The following is an 18,114-nucleotide window of genomic DNA, read 5'->3' on the forward strand; positions in this document are numbered from 1 at the left end:
GCGGGACGAGCGCCGCTCGTCGGTTGGTTAACAATCGTCCGCCGTCCGCTTTGGGACTTCCAGCCCCGCACGGGGTTCGTCCCCCGGGCGGGTCGTGTCCCGTATTTTAGGGCGTGCGACTGCCACTCGCGCGCTTCGCCCCCGAAGTCAAACGTCGGAAATGCCGTCGCCCGGTTGCGAAACCGCTTCGTCGGGCTCGGCGGCAAGCCGCTCCATCGTCGCCCGATCGACGCGGCAGATGCGCCAGTCGTTGAGAATCGTCGCGCCGAGCTTTTGATAGAAGTCGATCGCGGGCTGGTTCCAGTCGAGCACCACCCACTCGAAGCGACCGCACCCTTCCTTCACCGCTTCGCGCGCGAGGTAGCGGATGAGGCGTCGGCCGCAGCCGCTTCGGCGCGCTTCCGGCACGACGAAGAGGTCTTCCAGATAGAGGCCGCGGCGCGTGAGGAAGGTCGAGAAATTGAAGAAGTAGAGCGCGAACCCGACGGGACGCTCGCCTTCGGGGCCCTGCTCCCAGGCGAGCACGCACCGAATGATGGAACGTTCGCCGAAAAGCTCTTCGTACACGGATTCGGGCGTCGCCGTGCACTGGTGGTCGAGTTCCTCGTAGCGGGCGAGAGCATGGATGAGTTCGCTCACGGTGGCGGCGTCTTCCGGGCGGGCCGAGCGAATGTCGAAGTGCGTCATGGGAGTGGATGGTCCTCAAAGGTTGGTCGGAAAAACAACGTCGGCGAACACCTTAACGGAGAGGAGCCAGAAAAGCACCGACCCCGTGCGGTAGATGATGCGGGAGGCACGGTCGCTACGCAGAAGCCCCCGAAAGTGCGACGTCACGAGGCTGTAGCCCGTATGAATCAGGATCACCAGCAGGAAGTACGTTCCCGAGAGGAGCGCGAACTGCGGCCAGAAAGGCGCGTCCGCGGCGATGAACTGCGGGAAAAGCGACACGAAGAACATGATGAGCATGGGGTTCGTCATCTGCAGCGTGATGCCTTCCATGAAGAAGGGAATCGGTCGCACGATCGCGTCGCGAAAATCTTCGAGCTTGAGTTTGTCGATTTCCTTGTCGGCGAGTTTGAGACCCAAGCCCTCGGCGTTCCAGGACTTCCAGCCGAGCCACACCATGTATAGCGCCCCCAGAACGCGCAGCGCTCCGTAGGTGCCGGGCGAGTGCGAGAGCACGATCCCCAGCCCCGTCGCGGAGACGAGCGCCATGATGATCGTTCCCGAGGCCGTGCCGCAAATGGTCCAGATCGCACCTCCGTAGCCGAATCGGACCGACTTCATGATGGTCATCAGAACCCCGGGACCCGGGGAGAAAACGGTGGCGGCGGCCGTAAGGAGGAAAAGCCCGTAGAGTGTCGTATTCATGGCGGTTCAAGGCATTCGACCTTCGACGCCGCGATGTCAGGCACGTCCGCCCCGCAGGGCGGGCGGCGCCGCGCCGCAAGGTCCGATCCGACCATTGTAGGGGAAGTCGCACGGAGGGCCGCCTACGGGAAAACGCCACTGAGCGGGGCGTTTCGGGCGGAGCAGGCGCAAAAAAAGCGCCCTCGGACACGGGGTCCAAGCACGCGCGGGAGGCCTTCGGCAAACGAACGCCTGAAAATGAAAATGGCGAGCCTTATCCTCGGCACTGCACTCACATCGGTATGGCTGCTTTGTTCCCAACCTGACCAGATTCCCGAGGAGCACATGCGAGGGGACCCGCCAAGGGCCACATTCTAGCGAAAGAACAAAAAAATTGCAAAATTCCCCCTTCCCCTCTCGCCCTGACCCTTACACGGAAAAATCACTGGTGTTATAGTTCTCCTGACTTCAATGTCCGGTTTCGATAGAACCGGACGACATCTCGGGCCTTTCGATCCGGCCGTCCGCTCAGGACGCTTTCCGGCGACTGCTCGCCCTTGCTACGGCACCATCCGTTTTCCCCGCGGGATCCGCGCTTTTCCTTCCGAACGAATGCGAACCAACGCATGCGCCTTCGCCGACGAAGGGCGACGCGCACGCGACGCCCGCGTCCCCGGGGACTTCAATTCACGACATTTTTCTCGGAGCCATCCATGAGCATCCTTCACGTCACCGACGACAACTTCGACGCCGACATCCTCAAGTCCGACAAGCCCGTCTTCGTCGACTTCTGGGCTTCCTGGTGCGGTCCCTGCCGCATGCTCGCCCCGAAGCTTGAAAAGGCCGCCGAAACCTTCGAAGGCCGCGCCGTGATCGCCAAGTACGACGTCGACGCCTCGTCCGAGCGTGCCGCCGAATTCGGCGTGCGCGGCATCCCGACGATCATCGCCTTCAAGAACGGCCAGGTCGTCGACCAGCGCACCGGCGCCTGCGACCAGGCGACGCTCGACGCGTTCATCGAAAAGAACCTCTGATCGGTTCTTCTCACACTGCGGAATCCGCCGGCGGCGGGTTCCGCCTTTCTTATCGTCGACGCTCGGACCGGTCGGTCCATTCCCGCGCGTCATCCTCCCCGCACCACATCCTCACTTCTCGGAACGCTTCCGGACGGCCGTCCGGGCTTCACGTCCTTTCATCATGCATCTCTCGGACCTCAAAGCGCTGCACGTTTCGCAACTCCTCGACATGGCGTTCGCCCTCGAGATCGACAACGCCCAGCGCATGCGCAAACAGGAACTCATGTTCGCCATCCTGAAGAAGAAGGCGAAATCCGGCGAACAGATCTTCGGCGACGGCACGCTCGAAATCCTCCCCGACGGGTTCGGTTTCCTGCGCAGCCCCGACTCGTCGTATCTCGCGAGCACGGACGACATTTACATTTCGCCCTCGCAGATCCGTCGCTTCAACCTGCACACGGGCGACTCGATCGAAGGTGAGGTGCGTACGCCCAAGGACGGCGAGCGCTACTTCGCGCTCGTGCGCGTCGACACGGTGAACGGCCTTCCGCCCGAAGCGCTCAAGCACCGCATCCTCTTCGAAAACCTCACACCGATCTTCCCGAACGAGCAGCTCACGCTCGAGCGGAACCTGCGCGGCGACGAAAACTTCACGGGCCGCATCATCGACATGATGGCTCCGATCGGCAAGGGGCAACGCGCGCTCATCGTCGCGCCTCCGAAGTCCGGCAAAACCGTGCTCCTGCAGCACATCGCCCACGCCATCACGGCCAACCATCCCGACTGCGTGCTGATGGTGCTTCTCGTCAACGAACGCCCCGAAGAAGTGACGGAAATGCAGCGCTCGGTGAAGGGCGAAGTCGTCGCCGCCACGTTCGACGAACCCGCCGTGCGTCACGTACAGGTAGCCGAAATGGTGATCGAAAAAGCAAAGCGCCTCGCCGAATCGAAGAAGGACGTCGTCGTGCTGCTCGACTCGATCACGCGTCTTGCGCGCGCCTACAACCAGGTGATTCCCTCCTCGGGCAAGGTCCTCACGGGCGGGGTCGACGCCAACGCGCTCGAACGCCCGAAGCGCATCTTCGGCGCCGCGCGCAACCTTGAAGAAGGCGGGTCGCTTACGATCGTCGGCACGGCCCTCATCGACACGGGCTCCCGCATGGACGACGTGATCTACGAAGAATTCAAGGGTACGGGCAACAACGAAATCCACCTCGAACGGCGCCTCGCGGAAAAGCGCGTCTATCCGGCCATCAACCTCAACCGTTCGGGCACGCGTCGCGAAGAACTGCTCCTCAAGCCCGAAGTGCTCCAGAAGGTTTGGGTCCTGCGCAAGTTCCTCTACGACATGGACGAACTCGAATCGATGGAATTCCTCCTCGACAAGCTGAAGGCGACGAAGAACAACAACGAGTTCTTCGAACTGATGAAGCGCTGAGTTTCCCGCGCGACCCGAATCCGAAAAAAGGGCGCCGACCGAGGTCGGACGCCCTTTTTTTCTTCAGACTTTCCGAGGCACCGAAGGCGCCCCGGATTTCCGTGGATATTCCATAGATATTCGATACTTACACTCAGAAGCCGCGGGCTCGATCCCAGTCCGCGAGCGTCACGGGCGAGAGCCGCAGGCCGCAGGGCGTCTGCAGGCGCTTGAAGGCAAAGCGCGCGGCGCGCGCGGCGAGTTCCCGCTCTTTACGCTCGAGCATCTCGCCCGCAAAGACCCGTTCCATCACCGCCTCGATCGTGTCGTAGGGCGGGAGGCTGTCGCTGTCCTTTTGTCCGGAGCGAAGTTCCGCCGTCGGTTCGCGCTCGATCAGCGCCTCGGGGATGCGCTCCGCGCCCGCCCGACGATTCGACTCGTAGCAAAGACGCCGCACGTCCGCCTTCCAAAGGTCGACGATCGGCGCAAAGCCCCCGGCGACGTCGCCGTAGAGCGTCCCGTAGCCCATGGCGGCTTCGGCCTTGTTCGAGCTGCAGAGCATCAAGGCGTTGCGGTGATTCGCGATCGACATGAGCCAGAGGCAGCGAAGTCGCGCCTGAATGTTCTGGTCCGTGATGTCGCCCTCGGGAAGAAGCCCCACGTCGGGCTCGAACTCCTTCACGGCGAGTTCGTGCAGCGACTCGATCGAGCGTTCGTGCAGTTCGATCCCGAGTCCGTTGCAAAGCGATCGGGCGAGCGTTCGGCTTTCTTCCGACGTGTAGCGCGACGCAAGAAGCACGCCGCAGACCCGGTCGGCCCCGAGCGCGTCGACCGCAGCCGCCGCACAGAGCGCGCTGTCGACGCCCCCGGAAATGCCGAGAACGACGCCGCCCCGAAGGAACGAACGGGCGACGTAGCTGCGGACGGACTTGACGAGCGCCTCGTAAAGGACCGCTTCGCGATCGGCGCGCAGAGACCCAATCGACACAGCGTCGGGCCCCTCGAGCGCCTCGCCCCGGTTCCACTCAAAGGTGGCCCGGGCGCGCTCGAAGCGCGGGAGCGCCACCGCCTTGACGCCGTCCGTAAAGAACGATTCGCCGCGGAAGCTTTCCGTGCGTTCCGCGCCCCCGAGACTCATCGAGAGAACGGGACGCGCGGGCGAAGCGGGCAGCGGCAACTCCTCCCAGACTGTGTGGCGCAGGGCGGAATTCCAATAGATGTCGCCCGGGGCATCTTCCCGGAGCGCGACGCGCGTGCCGTCGGGAAGCCGAATCCCTTCGGCGGGATCGGCAAAGGTCACACGGCCCTCGTTCAGGACGGCATGACGAACGCCTTCGGGGAAACGAACGGGAACGACGAGCATGACGGGGTTGCGCAAAAGCATCCGTGCCGCTTCTCCGAGCAGCTGCTCGGTGTAGCGGGCGCGCGCCTCGCTCATGAAAGACACTTCGCCCTCCAAAGCGAGCAAACCGCCCTCGACGGAGCCGAGCGGCGCGAAGACCACGTCGCACTCCTCGGCCACGCCGCGGGCCGTGTCGACGAGGGCCCTCAGATTTTCTTCGGGAACGCCCGTTCGGGATTCGGGCTGATGAATCGTGATGCGCATCGGGGAAAACCTCCGGATTCAATCGATGGCCCATTATGATCGAAAGGCCGGCAAAGAGGACTTCGCCGGCCTTTCGGATTCGCGTTTCATTTGGAAAAAGCAGGGCCTCGCCCGCTTTCCCGAGTCTCAACTCGCGTCGTCGAGACTCTCGAGGATGTGACGGCGCACCGTTTCGTCGTCCGTCGAGGTGACGACGATTTTCTTGAAGCCCGCTTCTTCGAGACGCCGCACCACACGCGGATGGATCGTGATCGCCGTACCGCGCACGAGCCAGCTGCGCGCGCCCGTCACGGGACGCACGGCGTGCATGAGCGCGTCGACCGCATCGGTCGAGGTGATGTAGACGACGGGCGACGGACCCACCGTCGCGAGAAGGAGCGTTCTGAGGTCCGTCGACGACAGTTCGAGCGGAACGCGCACGTAGGCGCAGAGCGTCACGACGTCGGAGCCGATCGAGCGGAACTGCGACGGCAGCCACTCGCGCCCCGTCTGGCCGCGCAGAAAGAGGACGCGCGAAGGGGCGCCGCGCGCCATCACGAGTTCCCACAGTGCTTCGCTGCCGGAGTGTTCGGCGTCGCCCTCGGGGTAGAGGAGCTTCACGTCGTCGCCCCAGGCGGCGCGAATGACGCGCGCCGTCCCTTCGCCCACCGTCGCAAGCGTCACGTGTTCGGGCCACTCCCGAACCCAGTGCGCGACGGCCGCAACCGACGCGGGGCTCGGAAGCACCACCATCTCGACGTCGTCGAGATTTTCAAGGCGCTTCGCGACGCGTTCGGCGTCCGCCGCTCCGGGCAGATCGATCGTGAAGGCGGGCCAACGCCACACCTCGTGACCCTCGGCCTCCAGACGGTCTGCCAACCGATCGTTGGCCGCGCCCGGACGCATGAGGATGATCGGATGTTCGCTCATCGGGAACCCCGCGATCAGCCGAGAACGGCCTTCAGAATGGCATCGGCCCCCTGACGGCGCAGATCTTCGACGACGCGGGCCGCAAGCGCTTCGCCCTCGGTCCAGGGACCGCGGATTTCGCTGCGAACGGCTTCGCCCGTGTGGTGGTTGCCGACGAGCGCGCGCAGCCACATTTCTTCGCCTTCGACGACGGCGTACGCGGCAAGCGGCACCTGGCAGGAGCCGCCGAGCGCGCGAGAGACGGCGCGCTCGGCCGTGCAGCAGGCGCGCGTGTGCGGGTCATTGATGAAGGCGAGCGCTTCGTGCATCGTGCGGTTGGCTTCGCAGATTTCGATGCCGAGCGCACCCTGGCCCGGCGAGGGCAGGCTCACTTCGGCCGAGATGATCGAACGGATGCGATCGTGGAGTTCGAGTCGCTTGAGGCCCGCGGAAGCCATGACGAGCGCGTCGTATTCGCCCGCGTCGAGCTTGCGAAGACGGGTGCCGACGTTGCCGCGCACCGGGAGCACCTGAAGGTGCGGATAGTTCATGCGAAGCATGAGTTCGCGACGCAGGCTCGCCGTACCAACGCGGGCGCCCGCGGGCATTTCGTCGAGCGAAGCGTACTTGGGCGAAACGAAGGCGTCGCGCGGATCTTCGCGTTCGCTCACCGCCACGAGTTCGAACCCTTCGGGCAATTCCATCGGAACGTCCTTGAGGGAGTGAACCGCCAGGTCGGCTTCGCCCTGCTGCATCGCCACTTCGAGTTCCTTGACGAAGAGCCCCTTGCCGCCCACCTTCGAGAGCGTGCGGTCGAGAATCTGGTCGCCACGGGTCGTCATGCCGAGGAGCTCGACCTCGGAGCCGGGATACTTCCGACGGAGAACGTCCTGAATGTGAAGAGCCTGCCACATGGCCAGGGGGCTTTCTCGCGTAGCGATGACGCAGCGTTCGAATTTCGACATCGTTTTTGGTCCAAAAACTGGGGGGTGGATTCGGACGCGACGCCCGAAGCGTGCGGGTACGTCAACCGTCCGAGTTGAGGTTGGGCGGCATTTTAGCCCATCGCCTTTTCGCGATCCTTAACGTTTCGGAAGGGAAACCCGGCGGTTTCGGTTGCAACCCGCCGTGAACTCTGAAATAATCTCCCGCTTCCCAGTTGGCACGTGGGTCGGCATGCCTGCCGTAAGACCTGTTTCACACAGGCTGGTTCGCAAGGCCGCCAGGGCGACCGACAAACAAACTAGGAATTTTCTCAAATGAAGCCGAATATTCATCCCGAATACCGCGAAGTCGCCTTCGTCGACCTCTCCATCAACAAGACGTTCATCATCCGTTCCGCCGTTCAGACGAAGGAAACGGTTGAGATCGACGGCGTGACCTACCCGATGTTCAAGCTCGATACGTCGTCCGCGAGCCACCCGTTCTACACGGGCGCTCAGACGCGCATCGTCGAAGCCGGCCGCGTGGAAAAGTTCCGCGCCAAGTTCGCCGCCAAGCAGCAGGCCCTCAACGCCGCCGCCGAAGCCGCCAAGGCCGCCAAGTAATTCCGCGTGTTCGGAATGCCGAGAGGGGTCGAATCCGACTCCTCCCGCCAAGGGTAGTTTCCAAGAGGGAACTGCCCTTTTCTTTGTTCGGGGTTCCCCGAATCACACAAAGCGCCTAACATCAGCAGGGGTCGAACCGAAGTTCGATTCCTTCCCGCCTTCCGTCTTCGAGAGTCGATTCCCGTGTTCAGTCAACGTTCCACGCCCGCCCGCATGTCCGAGGAGGCCGCGCGCAAACTGCCGCGTTACGCGCTGCTCGCCCTCCTGTGCGTCTTCATCTTTTGCGGCCTCACGGCGCAGGACCTCTGGACGGTTCGCGACGCGGAAAGCTTCGGGATCGCGCTCGGCGCCCGCTCGGGCTCCTGGGCCGAGGCCCTCCTTCCGGGGATCGCGGGCCGGGCGCTCGTCGATCACGGACCGCTTGCGGGCTGGGTGTCGGCCGCCTTCATGGGGCTTTTCTCGGGCCTTTTCGGCGACGTTTTTGCGTATCGACTCTCGTCGCTCTTTTGGTTTGCCTTGACGACCGCGACCCTCTGGTACGGCACGTGGCACCTCGCGCGCCGCCCCGAAGCGCAGCCCATTGCCTTTGCGTTCGGGGGCGAAGCGAGCCCCCGCGACTACGGGCGCGTCGTCGCCGACTCGGCCGTGCTCCTTTTCGTCGCCACCTTCGGGATCGTCACCCGTCAGTACGAGGCGGGGCCCGACACGGCGCTCTTGTCGCTTGCGGCCCTCAACTTCTACGGGCTCACCCGGTCGCTCTCGCGCCCCTTTGCGGGCGCCTTCCTCGCAGGGCTCGCTTCGGGTCTTGCGGCCCTCGCGTCGACCCTCTTTGCGGGCGTGTGGCTTCTTGCCGCCACGGTGATCGTGCAGATCGTCGTGCGCGCGGTGGGCGGGAACCGCGAGCTGCGCATCGCGCTCGCGCTTTTGGGCGCCGCGCTCCCGATCGCTCTCTGGACGGGAGCCGCGCTTCTTGTTGCGCCCGATGCGGCGGCGACGTGGCTTTCCGCCTGGGCGGCCCGTCAGGCCGCTTTCTTCGGGATCGTCGAAGCGTCGACGCTCGTGTGGTTTCTGAAGAATTTCGTCTGGTACCTCTGTCCCGTTTGGCCCCTGGCCCTCTGGGGGCTCTACAGCTGGCGCCGTCAGCTCGACCTCACGCACCTCCTGTTGCCGCTCGCTTCGATCGGTACGGGCCTTTTCGCCGCGTTGCTCTCTTCGGGTCAGACGGCCGATCAGGTGTTTCTCGCCTTCATTCCCGCGACCGCGGTCTTTGCCGCTTTCGGCCTCATCACGGTCAAACGGTCGCGCGAAAACGTGCTCGACTGGTTCGCGCTTTCCGTCTTTTCGCTCGGCGTCCTGACCCTCTGGGCCTATTGGATCGCCTGGAACATCGGTTTCCCGCCGAAGATGGCGCGCTCCGTTTCCATGCTCGCGCCGGGGATCGCTCCCGAATTCACCTTCGGCACCGTCGTTGCAATGGCGGCGAGCCTCGTTTGGTTCGGCTTCGTCGTCTGGCGTCTTTCGCACCGCCCGAAGGTCGCCTGGCGCGGTCCCTGGCTCGCCGCGCTCGGCATGACCGCGGCCGCGGCCTGTTCGCTCGGGCTCTTCCACACGGCCGTCGACCGCAACCGCTCCTACGCCGACGTGGCGCGGGAAACCGCCGCCGAACTCGCGCGCCGCGGCGCGCCCGAAGCGTGCGTGGCGGCCCCTACGGTGCCCCCCGGCATTCAGGCGCTCTTCGCCTACTACGGCGGCGTGCGTTTCGCCCCGAGCGCCGAGGCGAGCTGCCGCTTCGAACTCGTTCGCACCTCGCGCGACGAAGCGCCCGAAGGCACGATTGCGGGTCCCTTCTCGCGACCGCACACGGACGAGCGCTTCTTCATCCGCCGAGGCACCGCGACGCTCGATCGCAAGCACCGTCCCTGATTCTTTTTCGAAGGAGGACACCTCCTTCCCACGCACCTTCCGAAGGTTTCCGACATGACACAAAACAGTCTGCCGCCGCCCAACACCTCGCTCAAGGCGCTCCTGCAGCTCGCCGGACCGATTTTCGTCGCCAACATCGCGATCATCGGCAGCGGCACCATCGACACGATCATGGCCGGTCGTCTCGGCAAGGATCACCTCGCAGCCATCGCGCTCGGGATCGCCGCCACGATTTCGGTCCTCATGGGGCTCGTCGGCATCCTGCAGGGGCTGAGCCCGATTGCGGGTCACCACTACGGCGCCCGTCAGTATCACAAGATCGGCGAGGAGCTCAACCAGAGCTTCTGGCTCGCGCTCATTCTGCTTGCGATCGGCTTTCCGATCCTCAATGCAACGGACTTCTGGGTGAATCTCGGTCAGGCCAAGGGCGAGGTCGCCCGCATGGCGGCCGAGTACATCTACTGGACGGCGCTCGCGCTCCCGGCGTGTCTGGGCGCGCGCGTCATCATTTCGGTCAATGCCGCCGTCTCGCGCCCGCGCGTCACGATGTGGGTTTCGCTCGCGCTCCTTGCCCTCAAGGTGCCCTTCAACGCGATTTTCATGAACGGCTGGCTCGGCTTCCCCGCCATGGGCGGCGCCGGGGCGGGCGTTTCCTTCTGCGTGCTCAACTACCTGGCGCTTGCGATCTACCTCATCCTCTGGAAGTACGATCCCTTCTACCGCCGCATGCACGCGCCCAAGCTTTCCGGCCCCCGTTGGTCGCTCCTCAAGGAGCACCTGCACGTGGGGATTCCGATCGGGCTGAGCACGTTCTTCGAAGTCTCGAGCTTTACGCTCATGGCGATTTTCGTTTCGCGCTTCGGCCCCGAAACGATGTCGGCACACCAGATCGTCGCCAACATGACCTCGATGTGCTACATGGTGCCCCTTTCGGTCGGGATTGCAAGTTCGGTCCTCATCTCGCAGTGCCTCGGTGCGCGCTGGCCCGCGGTTTCGTTTGAGGTGTTGAAGCGCTCGCTCAAGCTCACGGTGGCGATCGCCCTTTTCGCGTCGCTTTTCCTTTTCGTCTTCCGCTCCCCGATCATCTGGCTCTACACGACGGAAGTGCCCGTGCACGACCTTGCGGTCTCGCTCATTCTCTTCGGGTGCTGCTACCACGTCTTCGACGCCATGCAGTCGGTGAGCGCCTTCTCCCTTCGCGGCTACCGCGTCACGAAGATGCCGATGATCATCTACGGCGTGATGCTCTGGGGCGTGGGGCTCGGTTTCGGCTACCACCTCGCCTTCGACGGCGAATGGGCGGGCGGTCCCTACGGGGTCTACGGCTTCTGGTCCGCGACCGCCGCGGGGCTCTGCCTCACGGGGCTTGCGCTCGCAGGGATGGCGCTCTGGGTCGGGCGCAACTTCTCGCGCGACGACGAGCATTCGAGCGAAGAAATTCGCGCGGCCGTCGAAGCCGCGAACGGCGAACACAAGGCCTGAGGCGCGTTCGCACGCTCTTTCCAACGATTCAAGGGACGCCTTCGGGCGTCCCTTTTTTCCCGAGTTTGTCAGTTGACGACTTAAAAATATCCTGCTTTTGCTAGAGTCTCTAGTAAAGCCTAGGTTATCGGTCGTTCATTTTTGTGTAGTGCCAAACCCAGGGGTTTCATTGAGCTGGCGCAGTCGCAGCGTCCTGCGCCCCACCCAAACCCTTGCGGAGCCCCTCGGGAGCCTGCGCAGAGCCTCTGCGGCGTCTCTGCGCGCCTCTGTGCCCCCTCGGAGCTCTCCGAACGCGCGCGGTTCGCCGCTCATTCGGCCCGAGCATGAAAAAAGCCCCTTGCGGGGCTTTTTCGTTGCGGGCCCGAAGGCCCGCCGCTTGGTGTCGATTGCGTCGATCAGTAGCGCTTTTCTTCAAGCGCCTTGATGCGGTCGTCGATCGAGGGGTGCGAAGCAAAGAGGCTCCCGAACCCGCCCGAGATGCCGAAGCCCTTGACGGAGCCCTGCAGCTCGTTCGGTTCGACGCCGCCGAGACGACGCAGCGCGTCGATCATCGGACGGGACGAGCCCATGATGCCCGCGGCGCCCGCGTCGGCGTGGTATTCGCGGTAGCGGCTGAAAGCGGCCACGACCATCGAGGCGAGGAAGCCGAGCGCGATATCGAGCACGATCGAGGTGATGTAGTAGCCGATGCCGGGACCTTCGTTTTCGTTGCGAAGGATCTGGCGGTCGACGACCCAACCGATGATGCGCGAGAAGAAGACGACGAACGTGTTCATGACGCCCTGAAGGAGGGTCATCGTGACCATGTCGCCGTTGCGCACGTGGGAAATTTCGTGCGCGATGACGGCTTCGACTTCGTCGCGGTTCATGATCTGAAGGAGACCCGTCGAAACGGCCACGAGCGACGAGGAGCGCGTGGCGCCCGTCGCGAACGCGTTGGGTTCGCCGTCGTAGATGCCGACTTCGGGCATCGGGATGCCCGCCTTCTGGGACTGGTAGCGCACGACGTCGACGAGGTAGCGTTCGAGGTCGTTCGCGGGGCGATCCGTGTCGATCATCTGAAGGCCCATGCTCATCTTGGCCATCGTTTTGCTCATCGCGAGCGAAATGAGCGAGCCCGAGAAGCCAACGACCATCGAGAAGACGAAGAGCGTGCCGAGGTTGAGGTTCGAGCCGGCCATGGTGCCGAAATTGACGCCGAAGACCATCTGCACCACCGTGAGCAGGATGGAGAGCATGATGAAGACGGCGAGATTGGCGAGAATCAGTAAGCCGATGCGCTTGAACATGACGTGTTTTGTGTCCTTTTTGTTGTGCGGAGCTCGATTCTTTTTTCTTCGGGGGCCGACCGGGATTCAGAACTCCGCGGATGCCGATCCGCCCTCCATGAATCGGAAATTCTAAAGGCCGTCCCGACGTGCAATCGAAACGGCCTTCGTTGTTTTTGTAACAATCCGCCCGAACTCAGCGGCTTTTCCCCTTGGAGTCCTCGACGCGCCGCGGCGGAAAGCTGTCCCAGGAGCCGCAGCCGAGGCAGTGCCAGGCGAAGTTGGAGGCGAGGAACCCGCAGTGCGTGCACTGGTAGCGCGCGAACCGCTGCGCGTGGCGCTGCAAAAGGCCGGAGAGGAGTTTCGTCTGCTCGTCCTCGGGGTTCGCCTTCGCGCGGAGTCGCACGAGCGCGTTGAAGGCGGAAAGGCTCGGATGGGCGGCGAGCATCTTCGCCGCGATCGCCTCCGCTTCGGGGAGGCCCCGCCACTCGGTGACGCGCGCGATGACGGCTTCGAGGGCGTCGGCCGTGGGGTGCTCCGGCAGAGCGCTTCGCAGCAGTTCGATCGCCTCGTCCTTTTGTCCGAGCGCGGCCATCGCGTCGGCGAGCTCCCCGATCACGAGCGGCGTGTGCGCGGGGAAATTGCGTGCGAGACGCCGCCAGTGTTCCGCGGCCTCTTCGACGGAGCCCGCGGCAAGCGCCACTTTGCCCGCGAGGTGATCCACCCGGGGCGTCACGTCCGCGTAGGGAAGCACTTCGGCGACGAGCTTCGAAGCTTCCTCGAGGCGCTTCGAACGCAGAGCGACTTCGATGCGTTCGCAATAGAAATGGGCCGTCTCCAGACGGTGGTCTTCGCCCGTTTGCGCCTCGACGGCGCGCACGGTGTCGATCGCGCTTTCCCACTCGTGCTCGATCGTGTAGATCGTGAGGAGTCGGCGCAGAGCGCCGAGGTGTTCGCTCGGCACTTCGGAAAGTTTTCGGTATTCGGCTTCGGCCCGGTCGAAAAGACCCGCGGCGAAGTAGTCCTCGGCGAGTTCGGAGAGCGCCTTCGTGCGGTCCGCATCCGAGAGGTCCGAACGATTGACGAGATGAAGGTGCAGACGAATCGCGCGTTCGAATTCGCCCCGGCGGCGGAAGAGCTTCCCGAGCATGTGATGGAGCTCGATCAGATCGGGGTCGAGTCGGCACGCTTCGACGAGAACGTCGATCGCCTTGTCGGGTTCGTCGTCCAAAAGGAGCGCCACGCCCCGGGTGAAGTGTTCCGGCAGTTGGGTCTTCTCGCTGCGCTGGCGGCGATCGAACCCGCGGCACAACCACCCGGCCGCAAAGAGCGCGGGCAGCGCGACGAGATACCAGAGGTCAAATTCCATGTGGGCTCCCAGACTAAACGCGACGGAAGTGTTTCGGGCGCTATCCGAGGCGTCCGAACGGCTCAAAGCCGCAAAAGGGCAATTATTTTAATCGAAAAAAGGCTGTGAACTTTTGGTTCACAGCCTTTTCACTGGTCGACCGACAGAACCGATCGTCACCCCGAAGGGTGCGTCATCGGGTCGGACTTACGTCGGATCTTCATCCCGCGACGCGTTCGCGTCGAAGGACGAGTCGGCGCTCGGCCCGACACTGACCCGCTCGCGCAACCCCTTGCCGGCCTTGAAGAAGACCGTGTACCGGGGGCGAACCTCCACGACGGAACCGTCCTGGGGATTGCGCCCTCGGCGGGCGGCGCGGTACTTCTGGCCGAGAGAGCCGAAGCCGCGGATCTCGATACGGTCGCCTCGAACAAGGGCGTCCGTAATTTCTTGGATGATTACCTGTGCCGCGTCGCTGCATTCGCGTTCGCGGAACTTGGGGTATCGGTCCTGTATCTCCCGGAGCAACTCGGACTTGGTCAGGGTCTTACCCATAGCGACCTCCTCCTAAAAAGTTACTTCTGTTCGAGCTTGGCCTTCAGAAGAGCACCGAGGTTGGTCGTACCGGAAGCAGCGCCCGTGTCGGCGTTGAGGCGGTCGAGAGCGTCGCGCGCTTCGACGGCGTCCTTCGCCTTGATCGAGAGCTGGATGTTGCGGTTCTTGCGGTCGATGCTGACGATGAGCGCTTCGACTTCGTCGCCTTCGGAGAGACGGGTCGTGGCGTCTTCAACGCGGTCGGCGGAGATTTCGCTGGCGCGCAGGTAGCCTTCGACGTCGTCGGCGAGAGCGATGACGGCGCCCTTGGCGTCAACGGACTTCACCGTACCCTTGACGATGCTGTTCTTTTCGTGGGTGCTCGTGAAGTTGCTGAACGGATCGCCGCCCATCTGCTTGATGCCGAGGGAGATGCGTTCGCGTTCCGTGTCGATCGCGAGAACCACGGCTTCGAGCTCGTCGCCCTTCTTGTACTTGCGAACGGCGTCTTCGCCGGATTCGTTCCAGGAAAGGTCGGAGAGGTGCACGAGACCGTCGATGCCGCCGGGCAGGCCGATGAACACGCCGAAGTCGGTGATCGACTTGATCTGACCGGAGACCTTGTCGCCCTTCTTGTGCGTCTGGGCGAATTCTTCCCAGGGATTGGCCTTGCACTGCTTCATGCCGAGGCTGATACGACGACGTTCTTCGTCGATATCGAGAACCATGACTTCGACTTCGTCGCCGAGCTGGACAACCTTGCGCGGGTCGACGTTCTTGTTCGTCCAATCCATTTCGGAGACGTGAACGAGACCTTCGATGCCGGCTTCGACTTCAACGAAGGCACCGTAGTCGGTGATGTTCGTGACCTTGCCGAAGAGGCGGGTGCCCTGCGGGTAGCGACGGGAGATGCCGATCCACGGATCTTCGCCGAGCTGCTTGAGGCCGAGCGAAACGCGGTTCTTTTCCTTGTCGAACTTGAGAACCTTGGCTTCGAGTTCCTGGCCGACCTGAACGACTTCGGTCGGGTGACGGACGCGACGCCAGGCGAGGTCGGTGATGTGGAGGAGGCCGTCGATGCCGCCGAGGTCGACGAAGGCACCGTAGTCGGTGATGTTCTTGACGATGCCCTTGACGATGGCGCCTTCCTGGAGCGTTTCGAGCAGCTTGGCGCGCTCTTCGCCCATGTTGGCTTCAACGACGGCACGGCGCGAAACCACGACGTTGTTGCGCTTGCGGTCGAGCTTGATGACCTTGAATTCGTACGTGTTGCCTTCGTACGGCGTCGTGTCCTTGACGGGACGCGTGTCGACGAGGGAGCCCGGGAGGAAGGCGCGGATGCCGTTGGTCATGACGGTGAGACCGCCCTTGACCTTGCCCGTCACGGTACCCGTAACGAGTTCGCCGGATTCGAGAGCCTGTTCGAGGTTCATCCAGGCAGCGAGGCGCTTGGCCTTGTCGCGGCTGAGGATGGTGTCGCCGTAGCCGTTTTCGACGGATTCGATGGCCACGGAAACGAAGTCGCCCGGCTGAACGGTCACTTCACCGCGATCGTCCTTGAATTCTTCGATGGGCACATAGGCTTCGCTCTTGAGGCCGGCGTTGACGACGACGAAGTTGTAGTCGACGCGAACGACTTCGGCGGTGATGACTTCACCCTGGCGCATTTCCTGCTGGGCGAGGCTCTGTTCGAAGAGCTCGGCGAAGGATTCGGGCTTGTTGATTTCGTTGGACATTGTAGAAGACAAATAAAGCACACCCGCAGGTTTCTGACGCGCTTGAGCGACAGGACTCCTTTGGGCGGAGTTGATGAAAAAGCCGACCCATTCGGCGGGCCGGCTAGGAAATCGTGATTTTACGACAGCTTAGAAGCGTCACTCCACCAGTCGAGGACCTTTTTTACAACTTCCTCGACATTCATTTCGGACGTGTCGAGAACGTGCGCGTCGTCCGCTGGACGCAGGGGCGCGGTCGCGCGTTCGCGGTCGCGTCGGTCGCGCTCCTCGAGGTCGCGCGTGAGTTCGTCGAGGTCCGCGGCGACGCCGCGCGCGGCGAGCTGCTTGAAGCGACGTTCGGCGCGAACGCGGGCCGAAGCCGTCATGAAGACCTTGAGGCGGGCTTCGGGAAAGACCACCGTCCCCATGTCGCGCCCGTCGGCGACGAGCCCCGGAGTACGGGCCGCACGACGTTGCAGTTCGAAGAGCGCGCGACGCACGGCGGGAAGCGCCGCCACGCGCGACGTGGCGCGGCTCACTTCTTCGGAGCGGATGCGCTCCGTCACGTCTTCGCCCGCCACCAGGATGCGGCCCTCGGCGAAGACGGGCGAAAGCCCGCGGCAGAGTTCCGCGAGCGCCGCTTCATCATCAAGCGCGACGCCGGCGTCGAGCGCCGCGAGCGTCGCGATGCGATAGAGCGCGCCGCTGTCGAGGTAATGGAAACCGAGGGCGCTTCCGACGCGTTCGGCAATCGTCCCTTTGCCGCTTGCGGCCGGGCCGTCGAGCGTGATGACGGGAATCGTGGTGAGAGTCGAATCCATGGTGAAATCCTTGGTGCCTGTGGGGATCGGTGAGGGAAATCGTACCCGAGTCGCGACCGGGCCGCAGCTCAGGCGCGTCGGGGGTGCCGCCGCGCGAAGGCGTGCAAAAAGTCCGCAAGCGCGATCGCGCCCGAAACGGGCATCGCGTTGTAGAGCGACGCGCGCAGACCGCCCACCGTGCGGTGACCGGCCAAGTTGAGAAGCCCCGCCTCGTGCGCCTCCTTGAGGAAAACCGGCGTCAACGCCTCTTCGGCCGGATGGAAGACGACGTTCATGCGGCTGCGCGACGCCCGATCGACCCGCTGCAGGTACACGTCGGGATGTTCGTCGAGCGCTTCGTAGACGATCCTCGAGCGTTCGCGCGCCCGAGCGTCCATTTCGGCGAGCCCCCCTTCGGACTCGATCCAGGCGGCCATCAGGTTCGAGCAGTAGAGCTGAAAGACGGCGGGCGTATTGGGCATGCTGCCCGTCTTTTCGTAGACGGCGTAATTGAGAAGCGTCGGCACTTCGGGGCTCGCGAGCCCGAGAAGATCGCGCCGCACGACGACCACGGTGAGGCCCGCCGGACCGAAATTCTTCTGGGCGGCCGCGTAGAGGAGCCCGAACTTCGAAACGTCGACCGGTCGGCTCATGAAGTTGCTCGACATGTCGGCCACGAGCGGAACGCCCGCCGCGCCCGAATCGGGGATCCCCGCGAATTCGACGCCGTGCACCGTTTCGTTGTCGCAGTAGTAGAGGTAGGAAGACTCCGCCGTCACGTCGATTTCTTCGTCCGAGGGCGTGCGGGTGCCGTTCCCAGCAAAGGCCGACTGGATGCGCGCGAAGCGCATCGCCTCGGTTTCGGCGCTCTTACTCCAGGTGCCCGTCACGATGTAGGAGGCGACCGTACCGGCGCCGAGCAGATTCATCGGAACCATCGCGAATTGAAGACGCGCTCCGCCCTGGCAAAAGAGCACCGCATGGGTGTCGGGCACGCCGAGGAGCGACCGCACGCGTTCTTCGAGCTCTTTCACGAGCGCGAGAACGCGGGGCGAACGGTGGCTCGCCTCGAGAATCGAACATCCCGTACCCTGCCAGTCGAGAAATTCGTCGCGGATTCGGCGCAGAACGGGTTCGGGCATCGTGCTCGGATCCGCGGAAAAGTTGTACGGTCGCATGGCCAGTTTTTTCTCCGAATCGGTGTGCGAAGGGCCGCCCTT

General features: G+C 63.8%; 16 protein-coding genes and 1 other RNA gene. 5 read left to right on the plus strand and 12 right to left on the minus strand.

All coding sequences use genetic code 11. The features are described from left to right. Nucleotides 1–147: 147 nt before the first annotated feature. From S6FBBBH3_RS10490 to ffs, 3 genes are all read right to left on the minus strand, one after another. A complete protein-coding gene (locus S6FBBBH3_RS10490; protein ID WP_120177676.1) occupies nucleotides 148–687 on the minus strand; it encodes a GNAT family N-acetyltransferase in 540 nt (179 codons plus the stop codon). 15 nt (nucleotides 688–702) lie between these two features. Beyond that, on the minus strand, nucleotides 703–1,371 hold the full coding sequence (locus S6FBBBH3_RS10495) for a LysE family translocator (RefSeq protein ID WP_120177677.1): 669 nt from the start codon (nucleotides 1,369–1,371) through the stop codon (nucleotides 703–705). Between the two features lie 242 nt (nucleotides 1,372–1,613). After that, nucleotides 1,614–1,712, minus strand: an RNA gene (gene ffs / locus S6FBBBH3_RS10500) — signal recognition particle sRNA small type. A gap of 351 nt (nucleotides 1,713–2,063) precedes the next feature. On the opposite strand from ffs, the gene trxA reads away from it, so the two are divergent. Further along, nucleotides 2,064–2,384 carry a thioredoxin gene (trxA, locus tag S6FBBBH3_RS10505; protein WP_120177678.1) on the plus strand — a complete coding sequence of 107 codons (321 nt, stop codon included), beginning with the start codon at nucleotides 2,064–2,066 and terminating at the stop codon, nucleotides 2,382–2,384. 163 nt (nucleotides 2,385–2,547) lie between these two features. Beyond that, nucleotides 2,548–3,804 carry a transcription termination factor Rho gene (gene rho, locus S6FBBBH3_RS10510; RefSeq protein ID WP_120177679.1) on the plus strand — a complete coding sequence of 419 codons (1,257 nt, stop codon included), beginning with the start codon at nucleotides 2,548–2,550 and terminating at the stop codon, nucleotides 3,802–3,804. Between the two features lie 133 nt (nucleotides 3,805–3,937). Here the strand turns inward: rho and nadE are convergent, their stop codons facing one another. The 3 genes from nadE to hemC form a co-directional block, all read right to left on the minus strand. After that, entirely contained in the window at nucleotides 3,938–5,389 is a 1,452-nt protein-coding gene (nadE, locus tag S6FBBBH3_RS10515) for an NAD(+) synthase (protein ID WP_120177680.1), read from the minus strand. Nucleotides 5,390–5,515: 126 nt separating this feature from the next. Further along, complete coding sequence (locus tag S6FBBBH3_RS10520) at nucleotides 5,516–6,298, minus strand: uroporphyrinogen-III synthase (RefSeq protein ID WP_120177681.1); 783 nt, start codon at nucleotides 6,296–6,298, stop codon at nucleotides 5,516–5,518. 14 nt (nucleotides 6,299–6,312) lie between these two features. Continuing rightward, nucleotides 6,313–7,242, minus strand: a complete 930-nt coding sequence (gene hemC / locus S6FBBBH3_RS10525; protein WP_120177682.1) for a hydroxymethylbilane synthase — start codon at nucleotides 7,240–7,242, stop codon at nucleotides 6,313–6,315. Nucleotides 7,243–7,536: 294 nt separating this feature from the next. On the opposite strand from hemC, the gene S6FBBBH3_RS10530 reads away from it, so the two are divergent. The 3 genes from S6FBBBH3_RS10530 (at nucleotide 7,537) to S6FBBBH3_RS10540 (ending at nucleotide 11,229) form a co-directional block, all read left to right on the plus strand. After that, a complete protein-coding gene (locus S6FBBBH3_RS10530) occupies nucleotides 7,537–7,824 on the plus strand; it encodes a type B 50S ribosomal protein L31 (RefSeq protein ID WP_120177683.1) in 288 nt (95 codons plus the stop codon). Between the two features lie 183 nt (nucleotides 7,825–8,007). Next, nucleotides 8,008–9,747 carry an ArnT family glycosyltransferase gene (locus tag S6FBBBH3_RS10535; protein WP_232008789.1) on the plus strand — a complete coding sequence of 580 codons (1,740 nt, stop codon included), beginning with the start codon at nucleotides 8,008–8,010 and terminating at the stop codon, nucleotides 9,745–9,747. Between the two features lie 54 nt (nucleotides 9,748–9,801). Next, on the plus strand, nucleotides 9,802–11,229 hold the full coding sequence (locus S6FBBBH3_RS10540; RefSeq protein ID WP_120177685.1) for an MATE family efflux transporter: 1,428 nt from the start codon (nucleotides 9,802–9,804) through the stop codon (nucleotides 11,227–11,229). 395 nt (nucleotides 11,230–11,624) lie between these two features. Here S6FBBBH3_RS10540 and htpX read toward each other — a convergent pair whose 3' ends face one another. The 6 genes from htpX to serC form a co-directional block, all read right to left on the minus strand. Next, nucleotides 11,625–12,518, minus strand: coding sequence for a protease HtpX (htpX, locus tag S6FBBBH3_RS10545; RefSeq protein ID WP_120177686.1), 894 nt, complete (start codon nucleotides 12,516–12,518; stop codon nucleotides 11,625–11,627). A gap of 175 nt (nucleotides 12,519–12,693) precedes the next feature. Further along, nucleotides 12,694–13,866 carry a tetratricopeptide repeat protein gene (locus tag S6FBBBH3_RS10550; RefSeq protein ID WP_120177687.1) on the minus strand — a complete coding sequence of 391 codons (1,173 nt, stop codon included), beginning with the start codon at nucleotides 13,864–13,866 and terminating at the stop codon, nucleotides 12,694–12,696. A gap of 186 nt (nucleotides 13,867–14,052) precedes the next feature. After that, nucleotides 14,053–14,400 (minus strand): HU family DNA-binding protein, encoded by a 348-nt coding sequence (locus tag S6FBBBH3_RS10555; protein WP_120177688.1) that lies wholly within the window; start codon nucleotides 14,398–14,400, stop codon nucleotides 14,053–14,055. Between the two features lie 20 nt (nucleotides 14,401–14,420). Continuing rightward, on the minus strand, nucleotides 14,421–16,115 hold the full coding sequence (gene rpsA / locus S6FBBBH3_RS10560; protein ID WP_120177689.1) for a 30S ribosomal protein S1: 1,695 nt from the start codon (nucleotides 16,113–16,115) through the stop codon (nucleotides 14,421–14,423). Between the two features lie 119 nt (nucleotides 16,116–16,234). Further along, nucleotides 16,235–16,915: a (d)CMP kinase gene (gene cmk / locus S6FBBBH3_RS10565; RefSeq protein ID WP_120177690.1), complete on the minus strand. Its 681-nt coding sequence runs from the start codon at nucleotides 16,913–16,915 to the stop codon at nucleotides 16,235–16,237. 68 nt (nucleotides 16,916–16,983) lie between these two features. After that, on the minus strand, nucleotides 16,984–18,072 hold the full coding sequence (serC, locus tag S6FBBBH3_RS10570) for a 3-phosphoserine/phosphohydroxythreonine transaminase (protein ID WP_120177902.1): 1,089 nt from the start codon (nucleotides 18,070–18,072) through the stop codon (nucleotides 16,984–16,986). Nucleotides 18,073–18,114: the final 42 nt, after the last annotated feature.

The sequence above is a fragment of the Sutterella megalosphaeroides genome, from assembly GCF_003609995.1.
Classification (GTDB): domain Bacteria; phylum Pseudomonadota; class Gammaproteobacteria; order Burkholderiales; family Burkholderiaceae_F; genus Sutterella; species Sutterella megalosphaeroides.

Bases quoted from the DNA above. Each gene is read 5' to 3' on its own strand.
- S6FBBBH3_RS10495 (WP_120177677.1), bottom strand. From the start codon at position 1,371: ATGAATACGACACTCTACGGGCTTTTCCTCCTTACGGCCGCCGCCACC.
- cmk (WP_120177690.1), bottom strand. From the start codon at position 16,915: ATGGATTCGACTCTCACCACGATTCCCGTCATCACGCTCGACGGCCCG.
- htpX (WP_120177686.1), bottom strand. From the start codon at position 12,518: ATGTTCAAGCGCATCGGCTTACTGATTCTCGCCAATCTCGCCGTCTTC.
- hemC (WP_120177682.1), bottom strand. From the start codon at position 7,242: ATGTCGAAATTCGAACGCTGCGTCATCGCTACGCGAGAAAGCCCCCTG.
- rho (WP_120177679.1), top strand. From the start codon at position 2,548: ATGCATCTCTCGGACCTCAAAGCGCTGCACGTTTCGCAACTCCTCGAC.
- trxA (WP_120177678.1), top strand. From the start codon at position 2,064: ATGAGCATCCTTCACGTCACCGACGACAACTTCGACGCCGACATCCTC.
- S6FBBBH3_RS10490 (WP_120177676.1), bottom strand. From the start codon at position 687: ATGACGCACTTCGACATTCGCTCGGCCCGCCCGGAAGACGCCGCCACC.
- serC (WP_120177902.1), bottom strand. From the start codon at position 18,072: ATGCGACCGTACAACTTTTCCGCGGATCCGAGCACGATGCCCGAACCC.
- S6FBBBH3_RS10520 (WP_120177681.1), bottom strand. From the start codon at position 6,298: ATGAGCGAACATCCGATCATCCTCATGCGTCCGGGCGCGGCCAACGAT.
- S6FBBBH3_RS10530 (WP_120177683.1), top strand. From the start codon at position 7,537: ATGAAGCCGAATATTCATCCCGAATACCGCGAAGTCGCCTTCGTCGAC.
- rpsA (WP_120177689.1), bottom strand. From the start codon at position 16,115: ATGTCCAACGAAATCAACAAGCCCGAATCCTTCGCCGAGCTCTTCGAA.
- S6FBBBH3_RS10540 (WP_120177685.1), top strand. From the start codon at position 9,802: ATGACACAAAACAGTCTGCCGCCGCCCAACACCTCGCTCAAGGCGCTC.
- S6FBBBH3_RS10550 (WP_120177687.1), bottom strand. From the start codon at position 13,866: ATGGAATTTGACCTCTGGTATCTCGTCGCGCTGCCCGCGCTCTTTGCG.
- nadE (WP_120177680.1), bottom strand. From the start codon at position 5,389: ATGCGCATCACGATTCATCAGCCCGAATCCCGAACGGGCGTTCCCGAA.
- S6FBBBH3_RS10555 (WP_120177688.1), bottom strand. From the start codon at position 14,400: ATGGGTAAGACCCTGACCAAGTCCGAGTTGCTCCGGGAGATACAGGAC.